General features: G+C 58.4%; 22 protein-coding genes and 1 riboswitch. Of the genes, 8 read left to right on the forward strand and 14 right to left on the reverse strand.

Features of this window, described 5'->3' with window-relative positions:
* Nucleotides 1-3: 3 nt before the first annotated feature.
* The 6 genes from ureE to HCH49_RS15405 form a co-directional block, all read right to left on the reverse strand.
* The gene (gene ureE, locus HCH49_RS15380; RefSeq protein WP_032640519.1) at nt 4-468 is read right to left on the reverse strand and encodes an urease accessory protein UreE; all 465 of its coding nucleotides are present in this window, start codon (nt 466-468) and stop codon (nt 4-6) included.
* 9 nt (nt 469-477) lie between these two features.
* On the reverse strand, nt 478-2181 hold the full coding sequence (ureC, locus tag HCH49_RS15385) for an urease subunit alpha (RefSeq protein ID WP_221702954.1): 1704 nt from the start codon (nt 2179-2181) through the stop codon (nt 478-480).
* Entirely contained in the window at nt 2174-2488 is a 315-nt protein-coding gene (locus HCH49_RS15390; RefSeq protein WP_045404057.1) for an urease subunit beta, read from the reverse strand. The genes ureC and HCH49_RS15390 overlap by 8 nt, the downstream gene beginning before the upstream one ends.
* Before the next feature lie 10 nt (nt 2489-2498).
* A complete protein-coding gene (locus HCH49_RS15395) occupies nt 2499-2801 on the reverse strand; it encodes an urease subunit gamma (RefSeq protein ID WP_006811999.1) in 303 nt (100 codons plus the stop codon).
* A gap of 10 nt (nt 2802-2811) precedes the next feature.
* Entirely contained in the window at nt 2812-3639 is an 828-nt protein-coding gene (locus tag HCH49_RS15400) for an urease accessory protein UreD (RefSeq protein WP_221702955.1), read from the reverse strand.
* 144 nt (nt 3640-3783) lie between these two features.
* Nucleotides 3784-4797 (reverse strand): alpha/beta hydrolase, encoded by a 1014-nt coding sequence (locus HCH49_RS15405; protein WP_033146672.1) that lies wholly within the window; start codon nt 4795-4797, stop codon nt 3784-3786.
* 147 nt (nt 4798-4944) lie between these two features.
* On the opposite strand from HCH49_RS15405, the gene HCH49_RS15410 reads away from it, so the two are divergent.
* Complete coding sequence (locus HCH49_RS15410; protein WP_221702956.1) at nt 4945-5367, forward strand: MarR family winged helix-turn-helix transcriptional regulator; 423 nt, start codon at nt 4945-4947, stop codon at nt 5365-5367.
* Nucleotides 5368-5407: 40 nt separating this feature from the next.
* Here HCH49_RS15410 and HCH49_RS15415 read toward each other — a convergent pair whose 3' ends face one another.
* The gene (locus HCH49_RS15415) at nt 5408-6874 is read right to left on the reverse strand and encodes an MFS transporter (RefSeq protein WP_047060359.1); all 1467 of its coding nucleotides are present in this window, start codon (nt 6872-6874) and stop codon (nt 5408-5410) included.
* An 85-nt stretch (nt 6875-6959) separates the two neighbouring features.
* Complete coding sequence (gene plsY / locus HCH49_RS15420) at nt 6960-7580, reverse strand: glycerol-3-phosphate 1-O-acyltransferase PlsY (RefSeq protein ID WP_023309216.1); 621 nt, start codon at nt 7578-7580, stop codon at nt 6960-6962.
* 107 nt (nt 7581-7687) lie between these two features.
* Between plsY and folB the strand changes: the two genes are divergently transcribed.
* Both folB and bacA read left to right on the forward strand, forming a co-directional pair.
* Nucleotides 7688-8056, forward strand: coding sequence for a bifunctional dihydroneopterin aldolase/7,8-dihydroneopterin epimerase (folB, locus tag HCH49_RS15425; protein WP_023333447.1), 369 nt, complete (start codon nt 7688-7690; stop codon nt 8054-8056).
* A gap of 106 nt (nt 8057-8162) precedes the next feature.
* Complete coding sequence (gene bacA, locus HCH49_RS15430; protein WP_033146670.1) at nt 8163-8984, forward strand: undecaprenyl-diphosphate phosphatase; 822 nt, start codon at nt 8163-8165, stop codon at nt 8982-8984.
* 10 nt (nt 8985-8994) lie between these two features.
* Here the strand turns inward: bacA and HCH49_RS15435 are convergent, their stop codons facing one another.
* Nucleotides 8995-10236, reverse strand: a complete 1242-nt coding sequence (locus HCH49_RS15435) for a multifunctional CCA addition/repair protein (protein WP_023309213.1) — start codon at nt 10234-10236, stop codon at nt 8995-8997.
* A 60-nt stretch (nt 10237-10296) separates the two neighbouring features.
* Nucleotides 10297-10917, reverse strand: coding sequence for a TIGR04211 family SH3 domain-containing protein (locus tag HCH49_RS15440; RefSeq protein ID WP_221702997.1), 621 nt, complete (start codon nt 10915-10917; stop codon nt 10297-10299).
* A gap of 229 nt (nt 10918-11146) precedes the next feature.
* Here HCH49_RS15440 and HCH49_RS15445 point away from each other — a divergent pair, with 229 nt between their 5' ends.
* From HCH49_RS15445 to hldE, 3 genes are read left to right on the forward strand one after another with little or no spacing between them, the layout of a single operon-like run.
* Entirely contained in the window at nt 11147-12448 is a 1302-nt protein-coding gene (locus tag HCH49_RS15445; RefSeq protein ID WP_221702957.1) for an inorganic triphosphatase, read from the forward strand.
* 21 nt (nt 12449-12469) lie between these two features.
* On the forward strand, nt 12470-15325 hold the full coding sequence (gene glnE, locus HCH49_RS15450) for a bifunctional [glutamate--ammonia ligase]-adenylyl-L-tyrosine phosphorylase/[glutamate--ammonia-ligase] adenylyltransferase (protein WP_047060362.1): 2856 nt from the start codon (nt 12470-12472) through the stop codon (nt 15323-15325).
* 40 nt (nt 15326-15365) lie between these two features.
* Nucleotides 15366-16796, forward strand: a complete 1431-nt coding sequence (hldE, locus tag HCH49_RS15455; RefSeq protein ID WP_033146667.1) for a bifunctional D-glycero-beta-D-manno-heptose-7-phosphate kinase/D-glycero-beta-D-manno-heptose 1-phosphate adenylyltransferase HldE — start codon at nt 15366-15368, stop codon at nt 16794-16796.
* Nucleotides 16797-16874: 78 nt separating this feature from the next.
* Here the strand turns inward: hldE and ubiK are convergent, their stop codons facing one another.
* Nucleotides 16875-17171 (reverse strand): ubiquinone biosynthesis accessory factor UbiK, encoded by a 297-nt coding sequence (ubiK, locus tag HCH49_RS15460; RefSeq protein ID WP_028014454.1) that lies wholly within the window; start codon nt 17169-17171, stop codon nt 16875-16877.
* A 119-nt stretch (nt 17172-17290) separates the two neighbouring features.
* Nucleotides 17291-17441: riboswitch (FMN riboswitch) on the forward strand.
* Nucleotides 17442-17547: 106 nt separating this feature from the next.
* On the opposite strand from ubiK, the gene ribB reads away from it, so the two are divergent.
* Entirely contained in the window at nt 17548-18201 is a 654-nt protein-coding gene (gene ribB, locus HCH49_RS15465) for a 3,4-dihydroxy-2-butanone-4-phosphate synthase (RefSeq protein ID WP_023309208.1), read from the forward strand.
* Between the two features lie 33 nt (nt 18202-18234).
* On the opposite strand, the gene zupT is transcribed toward ribB, so the two are convergent.
* Nucleotides 18235-19008 carry a zinc transporter ZupT gene (gene zupT, locus HCH49_RS15470; RefSeq protein WP_033146665.1) on the reverse strand — a complete coding sequence of 258 codons (774 nt, stop codon included), beginning with the start codon at nt 19006-19008 and terminating at the stop codon, nt 18235-18237.
* 196 nt (nt 19009-19204) lie between these two features.
* On the opposite strand from zupT, the gene ygiD reads away from it, so the two are divergent.
* Nucleotides 19205-19993: a 4,5-DOPA dioxygenase extradiol gene (ygiD, locus tag HCH49_RS15475; RefSeq protein ID WP_167819384.1), complete on the forward strand. Its 789-nt coding sequence runs from the start codon at nt 19205-19207 to the stop codon at nt 19991-19993.
* 92 nt (nt 19994-20085) lie between these two features.
* On the opposite strand, the gene HCH49_RS15480 is transcribed toward ygiD, so the two are convergent.
* A complete protein-coding gene (locus tag HCH49_RS15480) occupies nt 20086-21246 on the reverse strand; it encodes a glutathionylspermidine synthase family protein (RefSeq protein ID WP_029740694.1) in 1161 nt (386 codons plus the stop codon).
* 2 nt (nt 21247-21248) lie between these two features.
* Entirely contained in the window at nt 21249-21917 is a 669-nt protein-coding gene (locus HCH49_RS15485; protein WP_029740695.1) for a DUF1190 family protein, read from the reverse strand.
* Between the last annotated feature and the right edge of the window lie 123 nt (nt 21918-22040).

Consider the following 22040-nt stretch of genomic DNA (forward strand, 5'->3'; position numbering starts at 1 on the left):
TCCTTAATGTGAATGAGCGTGAGAATGGCTGTGGCTGTGGGCATCGCTGGCGTAAGCGCCCGCTTCCGGTTCAAACGGCAGGCTGGCGTAGGCCACTTCCAGCCCGAACTGGCGCAGCATGTCGTCGAGAACGTGGTCGTGGTGATAGCGCAGCTCGCCGGGCATGATCTGCAGCGGCACGTGGCGGTTGCCCAGGTGGTAACAGGCGCGGGCGAGCAGGAACGGATCGGCGCAGCGCACCACGGAAACTGACTCCGGCGCGGCGATCACTTCGATGACCTCGCTGCCATCGTCGGTCGTCAGCAGGTCGCCCCCGCGCAGCAGCAGGCCGCGCGGCAGCATCAGCCCGGCTTCGCGGCCGTCGTTCAGCGCTACGCGGGCGCGGCTTTTCACCCGCACGTCAATCGGCAGCGTGACGCTGGCGGTAATCGGATGCGCGTGGTCCAGGCGTTGGGTTAAATAGATCATCATCACTCCTTAAAACAGGAAATAGCGTTGCGCCATCGGCAGAACGTCAGCCGGTTCGCTGGTTATCAGTTCACCGTCGACGCGCACCTCGTAGGTTTGCGAGTCCACGGTGATATTCGGCTGCAGGCCGTTGTGGATCATGTCCCCCTTTTTCACCGTCCGGCAGCCTTTCACCACCGCAATGGCGCTCTGCAGGTTGAGCTGCTGCGGGATGCCGTTCGCACTGGCGGCCTGCGAGATAAACGTCAGTCGGGTAGCGTGGCGCGCGGCGCCCAGCGATCCAAACATCGGACGGTAATGCACCGGCTGCGGCGTAGGGATTGAGGCGTTGATATCGCCCATTGGCGCGCAGGCGATCATCCCGCCCTTGACGATGGTGGCGGGTTTGACGCCGAAGAACGCCGGAGACCAGACCACGAGATCCGCCAGCTTGCCCGCCTCAATCGAACCGACTTCATGGGCGATGCCGTGGGTGAGCGCCGGGTTAATGGTGTATTTGGCGACGTAGCGCTTCACGCGGAAGTTGTCGTTATCGCCCGTCTCGTCCGGCAGCGCGCCGCGCTGGACCTTCATGCGGTGCGCCACCTGCCAGGTGCGGATAATCACTTCCCCGACGCGGCCCATGGCCTGCGAATCTGACGACGTAAGCGAGAACGCGCCGATGTCGTGCAGCACGTCTTCCGCAGCGATGGTTTCACGACGAATGCGGGATTCGGCAAACGCCACGTCCTCGGCGATATCCGGATCGAGGTGATGGCAAACCATCAGCATGTCGAGATGCTCGTCGATGGTGTTCACCGTGTAGGGCAAGGTCGGGTTGGTGGAAGAGGGCAGAATATTCGGATGCGCGCAGGCGGTGATGATATCCGGCGCGTGGCCGCCGCCCGCGCCTTCGGTGTGGAAAGTGTGGATGGTGCGTCCGGCGATGGCCGCCAGCGTGTCTTCGACAAACCCGGACTCGTTCAGCGTGTCGCTGTGCAGCGCCACCTGAATATCCATCTCGTCAGCCACCTCCAGCGAGCAGTTAATTGCCGCGGGCGTCGCGCCCCAGTCTTCGTGGATCTTCAGCCCGATGGCGCCCGCGGCAATCTGCTCGCGCAGGGCGTCCGGGCTGGAGCCGTTACCCTTGCCGAGCAGGCCAATATTCACCGGCAGCGTATCGGCAGCCTGCAGCATGCGGGCGATATACCATGGCCCCGGCGTGCAGGTGGTGGCGTTGGTGCCCGCCGCCGGTCCGGTGCCGCCGCCGATCATGGTGGTGACGCCGGAAACCAGCGCCTCTTCCGCCTGCTGCGGGCAGATCCAGTGGATGTGGGTGTCGATCCCGCCGGCGGTAACGATCTTCCCCTCGGCGGCAATCACTTCCGTTGCCGCGCCAATGGGGATCGTCACGCCGGGCTGAATGTCCGGGTTCCCGGCTTTGCCGACGGCGAAGATCCGTCCGTCCTTGACGCCGATATCGGCTTTTACGATCCCCCAGTGATCGACGATCAGCGCGTTGGTGAGAACCAGATCCACGCAGCCCTCAGCGGTCATCTGCCCCTGGCCCATGCCGTCGCGGATCACCTTTCCGCCGCCGAATTTGACCTCTTCGCCGTAGACCGTGAGATCGTCTTCCACTTCGATCCACAGCTCGCTGTCGGCCAGCCGCACTTTATCTCCGGTAGTGGGGCCGAACATATCGGCATATGCCCGGCGTGAAATCTCAGCCATGTTTCACCTCGCCCATCACCTCGCCGCGAAAGCCGAAAATGCGCTGCGCCCCCGTGACCTGAACCAGCGTCACTTCCCGCTTCTGGCCGGGCTCAAAGCGCACGGCGGTGCCCGCCGGGATGTTCAGCCGGAAGCCTTTGGTGGCTTCCCGATCGAACTTCAGCGCCGGGTTGACCTCGTAAAAGTGGTAGTGCGATCCGACCTGGATCGGCCTGTCGCCGTGATTTTCGACAACCACGCGTTGGGTTTCACGCCCGACGTTGAGGGCAATCGTTCCGGGCTGGATCTGGTATTCACCTGGGATCATCACGCGCTCCTTAGACGATCGGGTTGTGGACGGTGACGAGCTTCGATCCGTCCGGGAAGGTGGCTTCGACTTGAATATCCGGGATCATCTCCGGGACGCCCTCCATTACCTGGTCGCGCCTCAGGACGTGGCGGCCCGCTTCCATCAGCGAGGCGACGGTTTCGCCATCGCGCGCGCCCTCCATAATGAAGGCGCTGATCAGCGCGACCGATTCCGGGTAATTGAGCTTTACCCCGCGCGCAAGGCGGCGTTCGGCAACCAGCGCGGCGGTGAACAGCAACAGCTTGTCTTTTTCTCTGGGGGTCAGTTCCATAACGTTTCTCTTATGTCTGCCAGATACGCGGCGAACAGGCGGTTTTGGTGGTGAGAAGCGGGCGAAGCGACTGCCAGATGTCGCGCATCACCCGCTGGCAAATCAGGTTGTCGTTGGAGAGAAAGCGCACCGACAGCAGATCGTCAACGAGCGTTGCACCTGCATAATTTTCCAGCGGGGCGAGCCGTTCGCGCACCGCGTCGAGATGTTCTTCTTTGGCCGGATAGAACAGCAGCGTGCCGAGCCACGGACGTCCGGCGACGGGCGTGAGATCGCCGTCGCTAAGATGCTGACGCTCGATCAGGCGCGGTTCGTCTTCAACCCAGATTTCAAGGCGGCTTTCCAGCGTGCCGTGGCTAAAGGTCTCACCGATCACCGGACGCCCCAGGCAGTACAGCTCCCACGCCAGCAGCGTGCTGGAGGCCTTCAGGTGGAAGACGGAGCGCAGCGCGGCATTCGCGCCGGGGAAGATAATGGTGTCCTGCGGGAGCCACTCCAGCGTGGAATCTTCATCGAGGTAAAAATGCTGGTTCAGACGCGCCTGCGGGCCGCTGCTGCGATAGAACTTGCTCGCCCCGGGCATGGTGATGAGCGCGTGGCTTTTGGCGTCCAGCCGAACGGAAATGTCCAGCATATCGCCGCCCACGATCCCGCCGGGCGGGTGCAGAAGGTAAAGGTGGCAGGTTTCCCCTTCGGGGTAAAACGGACGTTGAACGGTGAGCGGCCCGACGTGGTGGGCGGAGTGCAGGAGGGTTTTCTCAGGGGTGTGACAAAACTGCAGGGCAAGCGACGCCTGCCAGCCTTTATACGTATTATCAGTGACCTGAGCTGCTAACATGCTGCATCCATTTCCACACCATCGGGATACGTTTCAGTATGCCCTGGCGGAAATGAAGGCTGTCATACGAGTCGCTTATGGATGGCCAGGCAGGAGAAATACAAAAGCACGGCCGGGGCCGTGCTCTGTAGATGAATGACGATCCTACTTCAGGTGTTCATGCAATGCTGCACCTGCCTGCTCAAGGGCAACTTTCACCGTTGGCTCCTGGCTCAGCGGGTTAAGCAGGCCGTAGTCGTGGATCATGCCGTTATAGCGCGTGACGGTCACCGGGACGCCAGCCGCATCCAGTTTACGCCCGAATGCTTCACCTTCATCCCGCAGAACGTCCAGCTCCGCTGTCTGGATCAGCGTCTCGGGGAAGCCTTTCAGCTGCGCGGTGCTGGCGCGAAGCGGAGAGGCAAGGATATTGTTGCGATCGGCAGCGCTGGTGGTGTAGTTATCCCAGAACCATTTCATCATGTTTTTCGACAGGAAATAGCCATTTTCGAACTGGTTATACGAGGCAGTATCAAAGTTCGCATCGGTAACCGGCCAGAGCATGACGTTGTAGCGAATCTTTGGCCCATTGAACTGTTTGGCCTGCAGCGCCACCGAAGCCACCATGTTGCCGCCCACGCTGTTACCCACCAGACCCAGACGGCTACCGTCCACGCCAATTTCCTGACCGTGCCCGGCGACCCATTTTGTCGCTTCATAGGCCTGATTAATTGCTACCGGGAAATGGGCCTCAGGTGACGGAGTGTAATCGACGTAAACCGCAGCGGCACCCGAAGCGCGAACGAGGTCGCGGATTAAGCGTTCGTGGGTAGGGAAGTCACCCAGCACCCAGCCGCCGCCGTGAAAGAACATAAAAGCGGGGAGCGTGCCGCTGGCGTTTTCAGGTTTCACTATTTTCAGTTTTATCGCCTGGCCATTTACCTGGATCGTTTTTTCAGAGACCTGAGCGGGCGGCAGTTTTGCGCCTTGCTGTGCGCCAATCAGTACCTGGCGGGCCTCCTGCGGGGTCATCTGTTCCATTGGCTTACCCTTGCCGGAATTCAAAACATTAAGAAATGCCTGTACGCCTGCGGTCGGGGTTGGGGTATTGGTGGTTTGAGCGGATGCCGCAGCTGACGCGAAGACTGAAGAAACCAGGATGGCGGTTAGTGTTTTCATGGTAGTACCTCTTTAAGCGTATTTGATCGGATGAGATAACTATGTAGTGCGCTATTTAGTTGTTGGTATAATACTTGCGCGCAAGATACTTTTAGTCAAACATTATTTATAATTTTTTCAGGAAACCGATTCGGAGTTGATAGAAAAATGAAAGAAAACAAAACACTAGACGATTTACTTTGTTTCTCGCTGTACTCGGTCACCAACGCGTTCGTTCGCCAGTATCGCCCTTTACTGCAAGAGATGGATCTAACCTATCCGCAATTCGTTGTTTTGATGGCGCTTTATGAGAAAGACAACATTCCACTTCGCGATCTCAGCGATAAGACGTTTTTTGATTCGGGCACATTGACCCCGCTTGTACAAAAGCTTGAGGCAAAAGGATTCCTCAACCGTATCGCGGTTGTGGGTGATGAAAGGATGAAAAATGTCGTACTGACCGATAAGGCGAAAGACCTGAAGAAACGGGTGATGGCTTTGCCGGACCTGATTCGCTGCAGCATGCGGATGAATGACGATGAGCTTGAGACGCTAAAAAAACTCTCCCGGACGCTGCTTGACGATTTATAAGAACCCTTCGGTGGGGTGAACCCACCGAAGTGATGTGTCGTTACCGGTAGTCCTCCGCATCCACGTCATACCCGGACGGCTCCCAGCGGATCGCCAGCAGCGACGCCAGGCCGATAAACGGCGCCAGCGCAATCACCCAGAACACGGCGGTATCCAGCGAGGCGACCAGCAGCGGGAATAGAAACAGCGACAGCGTGGAACTGCTGCGCATCAGCGTCTGGTTGAGGCCCACGCCCACGCCGCGCAGCGAGGTCGGGTAGCTCAGGGAGGCGAACGTCATGGTATGCGCGCCCGGGCCGAAGCCCTGACCGAACAGGAACAGCGCCAGCATCGCCACAGCAAGCACGCCTTCAGAGACACCTTCCGGTCGGCCAATCAGCGCCAGGCCAAGCAATGCGACAAGCTGGCAGGCATAACCCGCAAGCGACATCCGCCAGGCGCCGAAGCGTGGTACGTAGCGTACCGCCAGCAGTCCGCCGACGAAGGCAAACAGCAGGTTAAGCGCCAGAGAAATGAGAATGGTGGTGAGCATCGACTGGACAAAGAAGCTGGAGATGATCACCGGCAGGCCAAACGCCACGGCGTTGTAGGCAAACGACGAGACGACGGACAGCAGCGTGGCGAGCGTCGTGCGGCGCAAGTAGATGCCGCGGAACAGGTTCAGATAATTTGACCATTTCGCTTTATTCACGACAGGTGCGGGCTGGCCGAGCGCGTCCTGCGGCACGTGGGCATTGATGTTATACGACTGGCGTAAAATCGACGCCGCCTCTTTCAGGTTGCCCTGATTCGCCGCCCAGACCGGAGATTCGCTCATATAGCGGCTGCGGATGGCGATAATCACCAGCGCGGGCACCGCGCCAAAGCCGAGAATCAAACGCCACAGCCAGTCGCTGTGGCTCTCCGGCAGCACGGCGTAGAAGAAAAGCACCAGCAGGTAGGAGATGCTGATGGCGGCATACCAGGTGGGGCACCACATCGCGACGCTGGAGGCCTTATTTCCGGGCCCTTTCAGCCTGGCGAACTCGCTTAAAAACGCCATCGCCACGGGAAGGTCGATCCCGACCCCCAGCCCCATCACAAAGCGGGCGCCCGCGAGCACATATTCGTTCGGGGCCAGCGCACAGGCGATCGCTGCCACCACGAAGAACACCATATCAGCCATAAAAACGCGATAGCGCCCGATTTTATCCGTGAGGTAACCGCCGAGCAGCGCCCCGACAATGGCGCCAAAGGTAATGGCCGAGGCCACCATGCCGGTACCGGCGGGCGTCAGGTTAAATTCGCGGGTGATGTCTTTAATGCCGAACGCCAGCGCGCCCAGATCGTAGGCATCGAGAAAAATGCCGCCCAAAGCGATTCCGACCACGATACGGGCGTTTGTCCGGCCCTGAGAACCGTCATTAACGAGGCGTGATACATCCGACGCGCTGCGCACCCACTGGATGTCGCCATCCGGGGTGCTTCCTGCCGTTGAAAGGGGAGTTGGTTCTGTGATTTCTGCCATTTTTCTTTTTGTGTGGTTGTGTTGTGTCTCTAACAGTTACCACAGGCAGAAGGTGACCAAAATCACATTTGGCTATAAGGCATAACTAACCCTTCGGAGCGTCTTTTTTCTTTCTCTTGAGCTTCGTCCATATTTTGGTCTCCTGACGACGCCACAGGCGCTGGATATTGTCGTGATGACGCAGCAGGATAAGACAGGAGAGCATCGACACCGGGAAGGTGAACTGGGGTTTGAACCACCAGACGTAGAACGGAGCGATCAGCGCGCTGACGATGGCGCCCAGCGACGAGTAGCCGCTAAGAAGAATGGTCAGAAGCCAGGTCCCGGCCATGACGCCGGTGAGATCCCAGCCGATAGGTGCAATCGCACCGAAGGCCGTCGCAACGCCTTTGCCGCCTTTAAAACCGAAGAATACGGGCCAGATGTGGCCAACGCAGGCAGCAATAGCAATGAGCCCCAGCCAGAACGGCGTAACGCCCAGCGCATAGGCGCCCCAGACGGGCAGCATCCCTTTCAGAACATCAAAAATCAAAACCGCTACGGCTGCTCCCTTGCCGCCAATTCGTAGTACGTTGGTCGCCCCCGGATTCCCGGAACCATTTTCACGCGGGTCAGGTAACCCGGCAATGCGGCAGACCAGAATGGCGCTGGAGATTGAGCCGCAAAGATAGGCGAGGAGGATCATTCCAGGCGCGATTGCACTCATAACGCTGTTCCGTTTTGAAAATGTATCTGTATTCTCAGCATCTGTGGATAATACGCATAATTCGCCGGAAGTGGTATCCGGTTTAGCCAAAAAGCAGGCAGGTCGTGATGGATATTGTATTTATAGAGCAACTTTCGGTAATCACCACAATTGGTGTTTACGACTGGGAACAGACCATCGAGCAGAAGCTGGTGTTCGATATCGAAATGGGATGGGATAACCGCAAATCGGCAAAAAGCGATGACGTGAACGACTGTCTGAGCTATGCCGACATCAGTGAAACGGTCATCGCCCACGTTGAAGGGCAACGTTTTGCGCTGGTCGAACGGGTGGCGGAAGAAGTCGCAGAATTGCTGTTGAAAAAATTCAATTCACCGTGGGTGCGCATCAAGCTGAGCAAGCCGGGAGCGGTGGCGCGCGCCGCCAACGTTGGCGTCATTATTGAGCGTGGCACAAATCTGAAAGGCAAGAATTAACGTCATAATTGCTAAACCATTTTAGGTTATACCGGTCTTAAAGCTGTATCTTTCACGGTAGCCGTTGGGGCGACCGTTTTTTTATATCTTTTTTAGGGGTTTATAGATGAGCGATATGCACTCGCTGCTGGTGGCGGCAATACTGGGTGTGGTCGAAGGATTGACGGAGTTTTTGCCGGTCTCCAGTACGGGCCATATGATTATCGTTGGCCATCTGCTGGGCTTTGAAGGCGATACCGCAAAAACGTTTGAAGTGGTGATCCAGCTGGGGTCTATTCTGGCGGTGGTCGTAATGTTCTGGCGTCGCCTGTTTGGCCTGATCGGCATCCATTTTGGCCGTCCGCCTCAGCACGAGGGGGCCAGTAAAGGTCGTCTGTCACTGATCCATATTCTGCTTGGGATGATCCCTGCGGTGGTGCTGGGCCTGGTGTTCCACGACGCCATCAAATCGCTGTTTAACCCGATTAACGTAATGTACGCGCTGGTGGTGGGGGGCTTCCTGCTGATCGCCGCGGAAGTGCTGAAGCCAAAAACGCCGCGGGCGGAAGGTCTGGACGATATGACGTATCGTCAGGCGTTTATCATTGGTTGCTTCCAGTGTCTGGCGCTGTGGCCGGGCTTCTCGCGTTCAGGCGCAACCATCTCCGGCGGGATGCTGATGGGCGTAAGCCGTTACGCCGCGTCAGAGTTCTCGTTCCTGCTGGCGGTGCCGATGATGATGGGCGCCACCGTACTCGACGTCTATAAGAGCTATCACTTCCTGACGGCTGGCGACATTCCGATGTTCGCCGTCGGCTTCATCACCGCGTTTATCGTGGCGCTGATTGCGATTAAAACCTTCCTGCAGCTGATTAAGCGTATCTCGTTTATTCCGTTCGCGATCTATCGCTTTATCGTGGCGGCTGCGGTGTACGTGGTCTTCTTCTGACCGATGGCCCTCAGTCTTTCGGCTGAGGGCAATGCTTTTCCTTCCAGTCCGACACCGCCTGAATTCGCCGTTTCGTGAGCTCTTCGCGAATTTCCGGCCCTTTGAATCCCGCTTCGACAACGTCCTTCGTGGGCACCGCTTTCGCTACATCCCAGGCTTTGCGCAGTAAACGTCCCTGCGGGTAATCGCACGCTTCAAACCCGGTACGACCGCGCACGTCAGCTTCGCTGGTGAGCGCGATTTGCTCGACGCGCTGGGGTTTGCGCCAGGCGTCGATGTTATCGAAAAGCTTAACGATGGTGGCCGGTTTCAGAATAGGGAAGGTGTGGATCAGATCGTGGAACTCGGCCACCAGTTTCGCCAGATCGCGGATCTCGTTCGGCACGCGCAGACGCTGGCACAGCCCCTCGACCAGCTTCACCCCCGCCGGGCCGTGCCCGTGGTGGCGAGGCCAGAATTCTTTTGGCGTTAAGCCTTTGCCGAGATCGTGGCACAGGGTGGAAAAGCGCACGTCCACGTCAGGGCTGAGCATGGCGGCCATGCTCAGGGTCATTAGCGTGTGTACGCCGGTATCAATTTCCGGGTGCCATTTTGCCGGGGCAGGTACGCCAAACAGCGCGTCTATTTCCGGGAACAGCACCTTCAGCGCGCCGCAGTCGCGCAGGACCTGGAAAAAGACCTGCGGGTTGCGCGTGGTGAGGGCATTTTCCGTCTCTTTCCAGACGCGCTCTGGCGTCAGGTGTTCAAGCTCGCCCGCCTCGGTCATGGCGGTCATCAGCGCCATTGTTTCATCGGCAATCCGGAAGCTGAGATGGGCGTAACGCGCGGCAAAGCGCGCCACGCGCAGCACGCGGAGCGGATCTTCAGAAAACGCCGGGGAGACGTGGCGTAAAAGGCGGTTGCGCAGATCGTCCTGACCGCCATAGGCGTCAACGATCTGCCCGTCCTCGTCCTGCGCCAGCGCGTTGATGGTGAGATCGCGGCGCAGGAGATCTTGCTCCAGCGTCACGTCCGGCGCGGCATAGCAGGTGAAGCCCGTATAGCCCGAGCCCGATTTCCGCTCGGTACGCGCCAGGGCATACTCTTCACGGCTTTTCGGGTGCAGGAACACGGGAAAATCGCGGCCTACCTGCTGGTAGCCCGCGTCGAGCATCTCTTCAGGGGTAGCGCCAACCACCACCCAGTCTTTATCTTTGACCGGCAGACCTAACAACGCATCACGTACCGCACCACCGACCAGATAACTCTTCACGCCCAACTCTCCCGTTTTCTCTTTTCCAGAATGATACGTAAGTCTGGCAGAGAAGACGAATTAGTTCATCCAGCGGTCTTTACGCTTGCGGCTTGGGATCAGATGCGGCAGCACCAAACCCAGCACCAGACCCACGCCCAGCACGCCGCCGCCATACATAAACCACTGCATGATGATGGTGCGCTGTTTGTCGTCGAGCTGCAGATTAGCGGCATTCACTTTCTTCTGCGCGACAATCAGCTCGTTTTTCAGTTTCTGGTTCTCTTCTTTCAGACCGTTAATCACCCCGTCGCTTTGCGCCACTTTCTGCTGCATTTCAGCGGTGCGCTGGTTCCAGGTGCCGTCGATGTTGTTCAGCTTGTCGGTCAGGGTCTTCACCTGGTTTTCCAGATCGGGAACGCGCGTGCGCAGGCTTGGCACGGTGCTCAGCTCTTTCAGCGGGATCCAGGACGTACGGCCGGTACTGTCGCGAACCTGACCGTAATTGGTGTCCGCGTTGGTCTGTAACAGGGTAACTTCCTCGCCGGCATTCACCGTGCCCACGAGGCGATAATTATCTCCAGGGCCACTGCGTACCCAGGTGTTCAGTTCGTCAGAAACGTAACGCTTCTCTTCAGCGTGCACTGCGTTTGCGGCGCTAAAAGCGAGTAAAGTAAGTCCAATCAGGCGTAATTTAAGCATCATTAGTCGTTATTTTCATAAATAGTGGAACGATAGTAGTGGCAACAGTGTCTCTACGCAAAGCATTCGTCAGCAATCAGAATCATCTGTGTCACGACTCTACAGATTTACACCCGACAAATTGCTCATTGCATGGCAATTTGGCGCAAAATACTATGTACTGACAAACAAATGGCGAGGAAGTTCGCCCTCATTGACGCGTCTGTGACGCCCGCAAAAGTACAAGGCTATGGCACAAGAAATCGAATTAAAGTTTATCGTCGAAAAAGACAGCGTTGGCGCACTCCGCCAGCATCTGCATACGCTTTCCGGCGAACACCATGCACCGGTACAACTGCTTAATATCTATTACGAAACGCCAGACAACTGGCTGCGCCGCCACGATATGGGGCTGCGCATCCGCGGCGCGAGCGGGCGCTACGAGATGACGATGAAAATTGCCGGCCGCGTGGTCGGCGGTTTACATCAGCGCCCGGAATACAATATCGACATCAGCAAGCCAGAACTTGAGCTGGAACGTTTCCCGACGGAAGTCTGGCCGGATGGCGAACTGCCTTCCACGCTGGCGGAACAGGTGCAGCCGCTGTTCAGCACTGATTTCTGGCGCGAAAAATGGCTGGTGACGGAAGGCAAAAGCCGCATCGAAATCGCCCTCGATCTGGGCGACGTGAAGGCGGGTGAGTGGCAGGAACCGATTTGCGAACTCGAGCTTGAGCTGCTGGAAGGGGACGCGAATGACGTGCTGAAGCTGGCGCGCAGGCTGGTGAACCAGTCCGGACTGCGTCAGGGAAGCCTGAGTAAAGCCGCGCGGGGTTACCATCTGGCCGCCGGAAATGCGCCGCGCGTGCTGAAAGAGACGACCATCCTGCACGTTGCGCCGAAAGCCAGCGTTGAACAGGGCCTGGAAGCCGCGCTGGAGCTGGCGCTTTCTCAGTGGCAATACCATGAAGAGCTGTGGGTGCGAAATGTGAAAAACGCGAAATCCCACGTGCTGGCGGCGATTGCCCTGGTGCGCCATACCCTGACGCTGTTCGGCGGTATTGTTCCTCGCAAAGCGAGCGCTCACTTACGTGATTTGCTGACGCAAACCGAAACGCTGATGCTCTCCGACGTATCGGCGCAAACGGCGATCTACAGCCCGCAAGCCGCTTCGGCAAAACTGGCGCTGACCGAGTTTCTGGTGACGCGCGGCTGGCGCGCCTTCCTGGATGCGAAAGCGGAGACCAAAATCGCGGAAAACTTTAAGCGTTTCGCGGATATTCATCTTTCCCGTCATGCCGCCGAGCTGAAGAGCACCTTTGCGTATCCGCTCGGGGACCAGTATGGCGATCAGCTTCCCCGTCTGTCGCGCAACATCGACAGCATGCTGCTGCTTTCCGGCGCTTATGACGGCGTTAAAACCCAGGCCTGGCTGGAAAACTGGCAGGGGCTGAAGCATGCCATTGAAACCCGCCAGCATATTGAGATTGAGCATTTCCGTAACGAGGCCATTTCGCAGGAGCCGTTCTGGCTGCACAGCGGAAAACGTTAACTCTGGCAAGGAACCCCTATAATGCCGCTTTCTTCACCGTTACAGCAGCAGTGGCAGACCGTTTGCGAACGTCTGCCTGAGTCATTACCGGCGTCATCGTTAAGCGAGCAGGCGAAGAGCGTGCTCGCCTTCAGTGATTTTGTGCAGGAAAGCATCACCGCCAACCCGGACTGGCTGGCAGAGCTTGAGAACGCGCCGCCGCAGGCGGACGAGTGGCGGCATTACGCCGGCTGGCTGCAAACCGCACTCGAAGACGTTGCGGATGAAGCCACGCTGATGCGCGTCCTGCGCCAGTTCCGTCGTCGGGTGATGGTGCGCATTGCCTGGGCTCAGGCGCTGGAGCTGGTGAGCGAAGAGAGCACGCTGCAGCAGCTAAGCGAGCTGGCGCAAACGCTGATTGTCGCCGCGCGCGACTGGCTCTACGCCGCCTGCTGTAAAGAGTGGGGCACGCCGTGCAGCGAGGAAGGGGTTCCTCAGCCGCTGTTGATTCTGGGGATGGGCAAGCTGGGCGGCTGCGAGCTGAACTTCTCCTCCGACATCGACCTGATTTTTGCCTGGCCCGAGAACGGCTCCACGCGCGGCGGCCGTCGCGAGCTGGACAACGCCCAGTTCTTTACCCGCCTCGGTCAGCGTCTGATTAAGGCACTGGATCAGCCGACGCAGGACGGTTTTGTTTACCGCGTGGACATGCGCCTGCGCCCGTTTGGCGACAGCGGACCGCTGGTGCTGAGCTTTGCCGCGCTGGAGGATTACTACCAGGAGCAGGGGCGCGACTGGGAGCGCTATGCGATGGTTAAAGCGCGGATCATGGGCGACAGCGACGACGCTTACGCCAACGAGCTGCGCGCCATGCTGCGCCCGTTCGTGTTCCGTCGCTATATCGACTTCAGCGTGATCCAGTCCCTGCGTAATATGAAAGGGATGATCGCCCGTGAGGTGCGCCGTCGCGGGCTGAAAGACAACATCAAGCTCGGCGCGGGCGGCATCCGCGAAATCGAATTTATCGTTCAGGTCTTCCAGCTTATTCGCGGTGGCCGTGAGCCGTCCCTGCAGTCCCGCTCGCTGTTACCGACGCTGAGCGCCATCGAGCAGCTGCACCTGCTGCCGGACGGCGACGCGCAAACCCTGCGCGAGGCCTATCTTTTCCTGCGCCGTCTGGAAAACCTGCTGCAAAGCATCAACGACGAACAGACCCAGACCCTGCCGGGCGATGACCTTAACCGGGCGCGCCTGGCCTGGGGCATGCGCGTGGACGACTGGGCGGCGTTAACCGAACGGCTGGACGCTCACATGGCGGGCGTGCGCCGCATCTTTAACGAGCTGATCGGTGATGACGAAAGTGAATCACCGGACGATGCCCTTTCCGAGCACTGGCGCGAGCTGTGGCAGGACGCGCTCCAGGAAGATGACACCACGCCGGTGCTGACGCACTTAACCGACGACGCCCGCCATCGCGTGGTGGCGCTGATCGCGGATTTCCGTCTTGAGCTGAACAAACGCGCCATCGGCCCGCGAGGTCGTCAGGTGCTGGATCACCTGATGCCGCACCTGCTGAGCGAGGTCTGCTCGCGGGCGGACGCGCCGGTGCCGCTGTCGCGCATGATGCCGCTGCTGAGCGGGATTATCACGCGTACCACCTATCTGGAACTCCTGAGCGAGTTTCCGGGGGCGCTGAAGCACCTGATTACGCTCTGCGCCGCGTCGCCGATGGTGGCCAACAAGCTCGCGCGTTACCCGCTGCTGCTGGATGAGCTGCTCGACCCGAACACGCTGTATCAGCCAACGGCGACGGATGCCTACCGGGACGAGCTGCGTCAGTATCTGCTGCGCGTGCCGGAAGAGGACGAAGAGCAACAGCTGGAGGCGCTGCGCCAGTTTAAGCAGGCGCAGATGCTGCGCGTGGCGGCGGCTGACATCGCCGGAACGCTGCCGGTGATGAAAGTGAGCGATCACTTAACCTGGCTTGCTGAGGCGATCATCGACGCGGTGGTCCATCAGGCGTGGGTGCAGATGGTGGCGCGCTACGGCCAGCCGAAACACCTGGCCGAACGTGAAGGACGCGGCTTTGCGGTCGTGGGGTACGGCAAGCTTGGCGGCTGGGAGCTGGGCTATAGCTCCGATCTGGATTTAATCTTCCTGCACGACTGCCCGGTTGACGTAATGACCGACGGCGAGCGTGAAATTGACGGGCGCCAGTTCTACCTTCGCCTGGCGCAGCGCATTATGCATCTTTTCAGCACCCGCACCTCGTCGGGCATTCTGTATGAAGTGGATGCCCGTCTGCGTCCGTCCGGCGCGGCGGGCATGCTGGTAACCTCGACGGAGTCCTTCGCCGATTACCAGAAGAATGAAGCCTGGACGTGGGAGCATCAGGCGCTGGTGCGCGCTCGCGTGGTGTATGGCGATCCGCAGCTCAAAACGCAGTTTGACGTCATCCGTAAGGAGGTTATGACCACCGTGCGTGATGGCAGCACGCTGCAAACGGAAGTGCGCGAAATGCGCGAGAAAATGCGCGCGCATCTCGGCAATAAACACCGCGATCGCTTTGATATTAAAGCCGACGAGGGCGGGATTACCGATATTGAGTTCATTACCCAGTATCTGGTGCTGCTGCACGCCCACGACAAGCCGAAGCTGACGCGCTGGTCCGATAACGTGCGCATTCTGGAGCTGCTGGCGCAAAACGACATCATGGACGAGCAGGAGGCGCAGGCCTTAACCCGCGCCTATACGACGCTGCGCGATGAGCTTCACCACCTGGCGCTGCAGGAGCAGCCGGGGCACGTGGCGCTGGACTGTTTTGCTCATGAACGTGCTCAGGTAACGGCCAGCTGGCAGAAGTGGCTGGTGGAACCGTGCGTAACAAATCAAGTGTGATATTATCGCGCGCAAATTGTGAATCTTTCTGGAGTCAGGAATGAAAGTAACACTGCCAGAGTTTGAACGTGCTGGGGTAATGGTTGTTGGGGATGTGATGCTGGATCGCTACTGGTATGGGCCTACCAGCCGCATCTCTCCGGAAGCACCGGTACCGGTGGTTAAGGTCGACACCATTGAAGAGCGTCCCGGCGGCGCGGCAAACGTGGCGATGAACATTGCCTCTCTGGGCGCGCAGTCGCGTCTGGTGGGCCTGACCGGCATCGACGATGCGGCGCGCGCGCTGAGCAAGTCGCTGGCGGACGTGAACGTGAAGTGCGACTTCGTTTCTGTTCCGACCCACCCAACGATTACGAAACTGCGCGTGCTGTCGCGCAACCAGCAGCTGATCCGCCTCGACTTTGAAGAAGGGTTCGAAGGCGTTGATCCTGAGCCGCTGCACGAGCGTATCAACCAGGCGCTGGGCAATATCGGCGCGCTGGTGCTGTCCGACTACGCCAAAGGCGCGCTGGCGAGCGTGCAAACGATGATTCAGCTGGCGCGTAAAGCCAGCGTGCCGGTGCTGATCGACCCGAAAGGGACCGATTTTGAGCGCTATCGCGGCGCGACGCTGCTGACGCCAAACCTCTCCGAGTTTGAAGCGGTGGCGGGTAAGTGCAAAACCGAGGACGAACTGGTTGAGCGCGGCATGAAGATCATTGCCGATTTCGAGCTGTCCGCGCTGCTGGTGACCCGCTCCGAGCAGGGGATGACGCTGCTGCAGCCGGGCAAAGCGCCGCTGCATATGCCAACCCAGGCGCAGGAAGTGTACGACGTGACCGGTGCCGGTGATACGGTGATCGGCGTGCTGGCGGCGACGCTGGCAGCAGGAAACTCGCTGGAAGAGGCGTGCTACTTCGCTAACGCCGCGGCGGGCGTGGTCGTCGGTAAACTTGGTACCTCAACCGTTTCGCCAATCGAGCTGGAAAACGCGGTGCGCGGTCGTGCGGATACCGGTTTTGGCGTCATGACCGAAGACGAGCTGAAGGTGGCCGTTGCCGCCGCGCGCAAGCGTGGTGAAAAAGTGGTGATGACCAACGGCGTGTTCGACATTCTGCACGCGGGCCACGTTTCGTATCTGGCGAACGCGCGCAAGCTGGGCGATCGCCTGATTGTGGCGGTTAACAGCGATGCATCGACGAAACGCCTGAAGGGTGAAACGCGTCCGGTGAACCCGCTCGAGCAGCGCATGATTGTGCTCGGCGCGCTGGAAGCGGTGGACTGGGTGGTGTCGTTTGAAGAAGATACCCCGCAGCGCCTGATTGCCGGCATTCTGCCGGACCTGCTGGTAAAAGGTGGGGATTACAAGCCGGAGCAAATCGCGGGTAGCGAAGAGGTCTGGGCCAACGGCGGCGAGGTGATGGTGCTCAACTTTGAGGACGGGTGCTCAACCACCAACATCATCAAGAAGATCCAGAAAGACAGTCAGTAAAAAAAAACGGGCCAGCTGGCCCGTTTTTTTCTCCCTCTCCCTGTGGGAGAGGGCTGGGGTGAGGGCATCAGGCCGCACTTACTCCTGGTCATCCACCGGTGGAATGGCCGGTGCCGGCTTCACTTCTTCCGGCGCATTGCGGTTTTCCAGCTCGCTCAGACGCTGTTCCAGCAGCGCCAGCTTCTCGCGGGTGCGCAGCAGAACCTGGGTCTGCACGTCAAACTCTTCGCGGCTGACTAAATCAAGGCGAACCAACTGCGCCTGGAGCGTCTGGCGGATTTTCTTTTCTACGTCATCACCAAATTCACGAATGCCTTTTGGCATAGATTCATGAACCTGACGCGCGATCTGCTCAATTTTTTTCGGGTCAATCATTGGCGTTTCCCTTGATGGAAAAGTGTTAGTGTCCATTGTAGCGCGTCATGCCCGGGGTAAACAAAATTGTTTGATGCTTATGCATTGCCCAGGATAATCAATAGCGTTATAGTTATCTCGCTTATTCTCAGGGCGGGGCGAAATTCCCCACCGGCGGTAAATCAGCGTGACGCTGAAAGCCCGCGAGCGCTTTGGGTGAATACTCAAAGGTCAGCAGATCCGGTGTAATTCCGGGGCCGACGGTTAGAGTCCGGATGGGAGAGAGTAACGATCAAGTCGGGCATGGGCCCGCTCACGTTATCTTTTTGCCGCTTATACGGCGCTCCTAAGACTGCCCTGATTCTGGTAACCATAATGTTAATGAGGTTTTTTTACCATGAATCAGACGCTACTTTCCTCTTTTGGCACTTCAACTCAACGTGTTGAACATGCACTGGATGCACTGCGCGAAGGCCGCGGTGTGATGGTGCTTGACGATGAAAACCGTGAAAACGAAGGCGACATGATTTTCGCCGCCGAAAACATGACCGTTGAACAGATGGCGCTGACCATCCGTCACGGCAGCGGCATCGTATGCCTGTGTATTAATGAAGATCGTCGTAAGCAGCTCGATCTGCCGATGATGGTCGAAAACAACACCAGCGCCTTTGGTACCGGTTTTACCGTGACCATTGAAGCGGCGCATGGCGTGACCACAGGTGTGTCTGCGGCTGACCGTCTGACCACCGTACGTGCAGCGATTGCTGATGGTGCGAAGCCATCCGATCTGCACCGTCCAGGCCACGTCTTCCCACTGCGTGCGCAGGCGGGCGGCGTGTTGACCCGCGGTGGTCACACCGAAGCGACGATCGACCTGGTGACGCTGGCTGGCTTCAAACCTGCTGGTGTGCTGTGCGAACTGACCAACGATGACGGCACCATGGCGCGCGCACCGGAGTGCATCACCTTTGCCCGCCTGCACAACATGCCGGTGGTCACGATTGAAGATCTGGTTGAGTATCGCCAGGCGCACGAGCGCAAAGCCAGCTGAAAATAAAAACGCCGGGATATCCCGGCGTTTTTTTTACCCGATTCCTGCGGTCTGCAGGAGAACCAGACTTAATCCCATCACCGACATTCCACACAGCACGCCATAGCTGGGGTTGTTGTTAGGATCGATCTCCTTCGCCAGCGGCATCAGTTCATCCACCGAAAGCGCAACCATGATCCCGGCTACCGCGGCCATAATCGCCGCCATCACTACCGGAGAGACCAGACTACCGAGGATCAGCCAGGCCAGTACGCCGCCAAGGATTTCGGCCATCCCGGAAATCCCCGCCCAGAACACCGCGGTGCGTTTCGATCCCGTTGCGGCATACACGGGGCCGGCGACGGCCAGTCCTTCAGGAATATTGTGTAAGGCGACCGCCAGCGCGATGCCAAAGCCCATCTCAAGATTGCTGCTGGCCGTCACGTAGGTAGCGACCCCTTCCGGGAAGTTGTGCAGACTGATGCCAAGCGTTAACAGCACGGCGGTACGCTTGATATTGCGCGGCATGGGCGTCACGTTTTTCTGCATTAAATCCTGCGGATGCGCGTGTGGTAGCATCCGATCGAGGGCAAAGTATCCTAGCAGGCCAAAGACAAACATGCCGTAGCCCAGCAGCGGAGACATGCCTTCTGTGCCCAACGCGGCAGGCAGCATCTCCATCAGGGAGATGAGCAGCATGATCCCGGCAGCAAAGCCCAGTGAAAAGGCCAGTACGCGGTTAGAGGGCTTTTGGCCGAGCACGCCGAGGAGCGCACCGATGAAGGTCGCGGCGCCCGCCAGTATGGTCAGAATCAGGGGGACTGACATGCATTGCTCCTTATGATAATGATTCTCATTAATATAAATGATTCATTTCTGGCAAAGCGAGGGTTAAAACCCGGCTTTACACATTCCTTACATTCAAATTTCCTGATGATGATCTTCACGCTTATCTGCGTTCATCTTTGCCGGATTGCGCGTAATGTAGCACCATTAAATTGACACCTTCTGTAAGGATATCACCATGACTTCTTCCCGTATGCCAGCCCTGTTTTTAGGCCACGGTAGCCCTATGAACGTTCTGGAAGACAACGTCTATACCCGCGCCTGGCGTCATCTTGGCGAGACGTTGCCGCGTCCGAAAGCGATCGTGGTGGTGTCTGCACACTGGTTTACCCGTGGGACGGGCGTTACCGCCATGGAAGCGCCAAAAACCATTCATGATTTTGGCGGCTTCCCGCAGGCGCTGTACGACACGCATTATCCGGCCCCCGGCTCGCCTGAGCTGGCGCAAAAGCTGGTAGAGTTGCTGGCACCTGTCCCTGTGACGCTGGATAAAGAAGCCTGGGGCTTTGACCATGGCTCCTGGGGCGTGCTGATTAAAATGTATCCTGACGCGGATATCCCGATGGTGCAGTTGAGCATCGACAGCACTAAACCGGCGGCCTGGCATCTGGAGGTGGGGCGCAAGCTGGCAACCCTGCGTGATGAAGGCATCATGCTGGTGGCGAGCGGCAACGTGGTGCATAACCTGCGTACCGCACGCTGGCACGGTGAGAACACGCCGTACCCGTGGGCAACCTCTTTTAACGACTACGTCAAAGCGAACCTGACCTGGCAAGGCCCGCTTGAGGAGCATCCGCTGGTGAACTATCTGGATCATGATGGCGGTTCGCTCTCTAACCCGACGCCGGAACACTTCCTGCCGCTGCTGTACGTTCTTGGCGCGTGGGATGGTCAGGAACCGGTGACGATCCCGGTCGACGGTATTGAGATGGGCAGTCTGAGTATGCTGTCGGTGCAGGTGGGATAATAAAAGCAAAACGGCAACCTCAGGTTGCCGTTTTTAGTGTTTGCACCCTCTCCCTGTGGGAGAGGGGCGGGGTGAGGGCATCAGGCTGCGGCCTATTCGACAAAAATGTGCGGATAAAACCGTGACAGATCCTGCGTGATCAGCGCGCGATCTTCGCGAATGCCAATCCCGGCCGGTTGATCGTTGATGAGCCAGCTGCCAATCAGGGTATAACTGTCGCCAAATTTCGGGAGTTGATAGAACTCCTGGACGATCATCCCTTCTTCGCCGTATGGCCCTTCAACCGCTTCCAGCGTCTTGCCGTTTTCGATAATCGAGACGTTTGCGCCTTCGCGGGAGAAGATCGGCTTAACGACGTATTTCTCCATTTGCGGGTAATCATCTTCCGCAAAATAGGCTGGCAGCAGGTTCGGGTGGTTCGGGAACATCTCCCAGAGCATCGGCAGCAGGGCTTTGTTAGAGATGATGCTCTTCCAGGCCGGCTCCAGCCAGCGCACGCCAGCATCTTCCAGCTTGGTGGAAAACATCTCGCGCAGCATGTATTCCCACGGGTATAGCTTGAACAGGTTGCTGATTACCTGGTCCTGCATATCCGTAAACTGACCTTTTTCACCCAGACCGATATCCTCGATATAGAGGAACTCGGTCGCCACTTCCGCTTCGGCGGCGCAGTCCTGCAGATACTGAACCGTGCCACGGTCTTCTTCCGTGTCGCGGCAGCAGGCGAGATGGAGCAGGTTAAAGCCATGCTGTTCACGCAGCTCGGCAAAACGCTCAATCAGCTTTTCCTGCAGGCTGTTAAACTGGTCGCTGCCTTCCGGCAGGTTTCCGGCATTGGCCTGGTCTTCCAGCCAGATCCACTGGAAGAACGCCGCTTCATATAGAGAGGTTGGCGTATCGGCGTTGTTTTCCAGAAGCTTCGGTTCACCTTTGCCGTCCCACGCCAGATCCAGGCGAGAGTAAAGCGAAGGCTGATTCGTTTTCCACGACTGGCGCACAAAGCCCCATGTGTGCTTCGGAATGCGGAACTTTGCCATCAGCTCGTCGCTGTCGATGACCTTTTCCACGACCTTCAGGCACATCTGGTGCAGCTCGGCCGTCACCTCTTCCAGTTTTTCCACCTGAGCCAGCGTGAGCTTGTAATAGGCGTCTTCACACCAGTACGGCTCGCCGTACATGGTGTGGAAGTTAAAACCGTACTCGGTGGCTTTTTCGCGCCAGTCCGGGCGCTCGGTGATACTGACTCGTTCCATGATCAGCCGCCCATTGAGCGAGTAGAGGAGGTGCCTGTCGCACTGCGCTGCATGCTGGTCTGCTTCGCCACAGATTCACCAAACCCGCCGCGGGTGATGGTGCTGGTGGTCGCAGGCTTCGGCGCCATCGCCGTTTTTGGTACGTTCACGGTGCGGCCTGGGGTCGCTGCGCCGTAGCCTTTGCCGCTGGCATCGGTATATTGACCGTAAGCCGGGCTGGCCGGGTTTTTCGAGCTAAACAGCGGCTGCTGCTGGTAGCCCGCACCGCCGCCCATCAGGCGACCCATCATGTAGCCTGCCATCAGCGGCATCCAGAAGCTGCCGCTGGACTGCGCCTGCGCCTGATTTTCAGGTGCGGTGCCTGCCTGAGCCGGTGCCTGCTGGCACTGACCTTCACCAAACTCCGCCACGCAGTCTTCGCGTGAGGCATATTTCGGTGCAGTACGTTCCGCTTCTTTCAGCGCGCTGGTGTAAGCCGTTTTACATTCGGCGGCTTTGCCGGTTGCGGCAGAGCAGTCGTCTGCGTTTTGATACAGCGAAACCGTTTCGTCATTTTTCTCACAGCCTGCCAGCATAAAGACAGCCGTGACCGCCAGCGCAACAGGGGTGAGGTGACGCGCGTTCCAGCTCTTGCGGAACGAAGCGTGATTTATGGATTTTGTCCGTTTCATGTTTGTCTTCCAGGACCCAGTGGTAATAACGCTCAGAATAGAGGATGAGTGGTTGAAAATGAAGCGAAGAGGGGCGGAATCAGGGGGATCTTTACGTTGGCTTACGTTCGGATGTGATTCAGA

The sequence above is a fragment of the Enterobacter sp. Y17 genome, assembly GCF_019730495.1.
Lineage (GTDB): Bacteria > Pseudomonadota > Gammaproteobacteria > Enterobacterales > Enterobacteriaceae > Enterobacter > Enterobacter asburiae_B.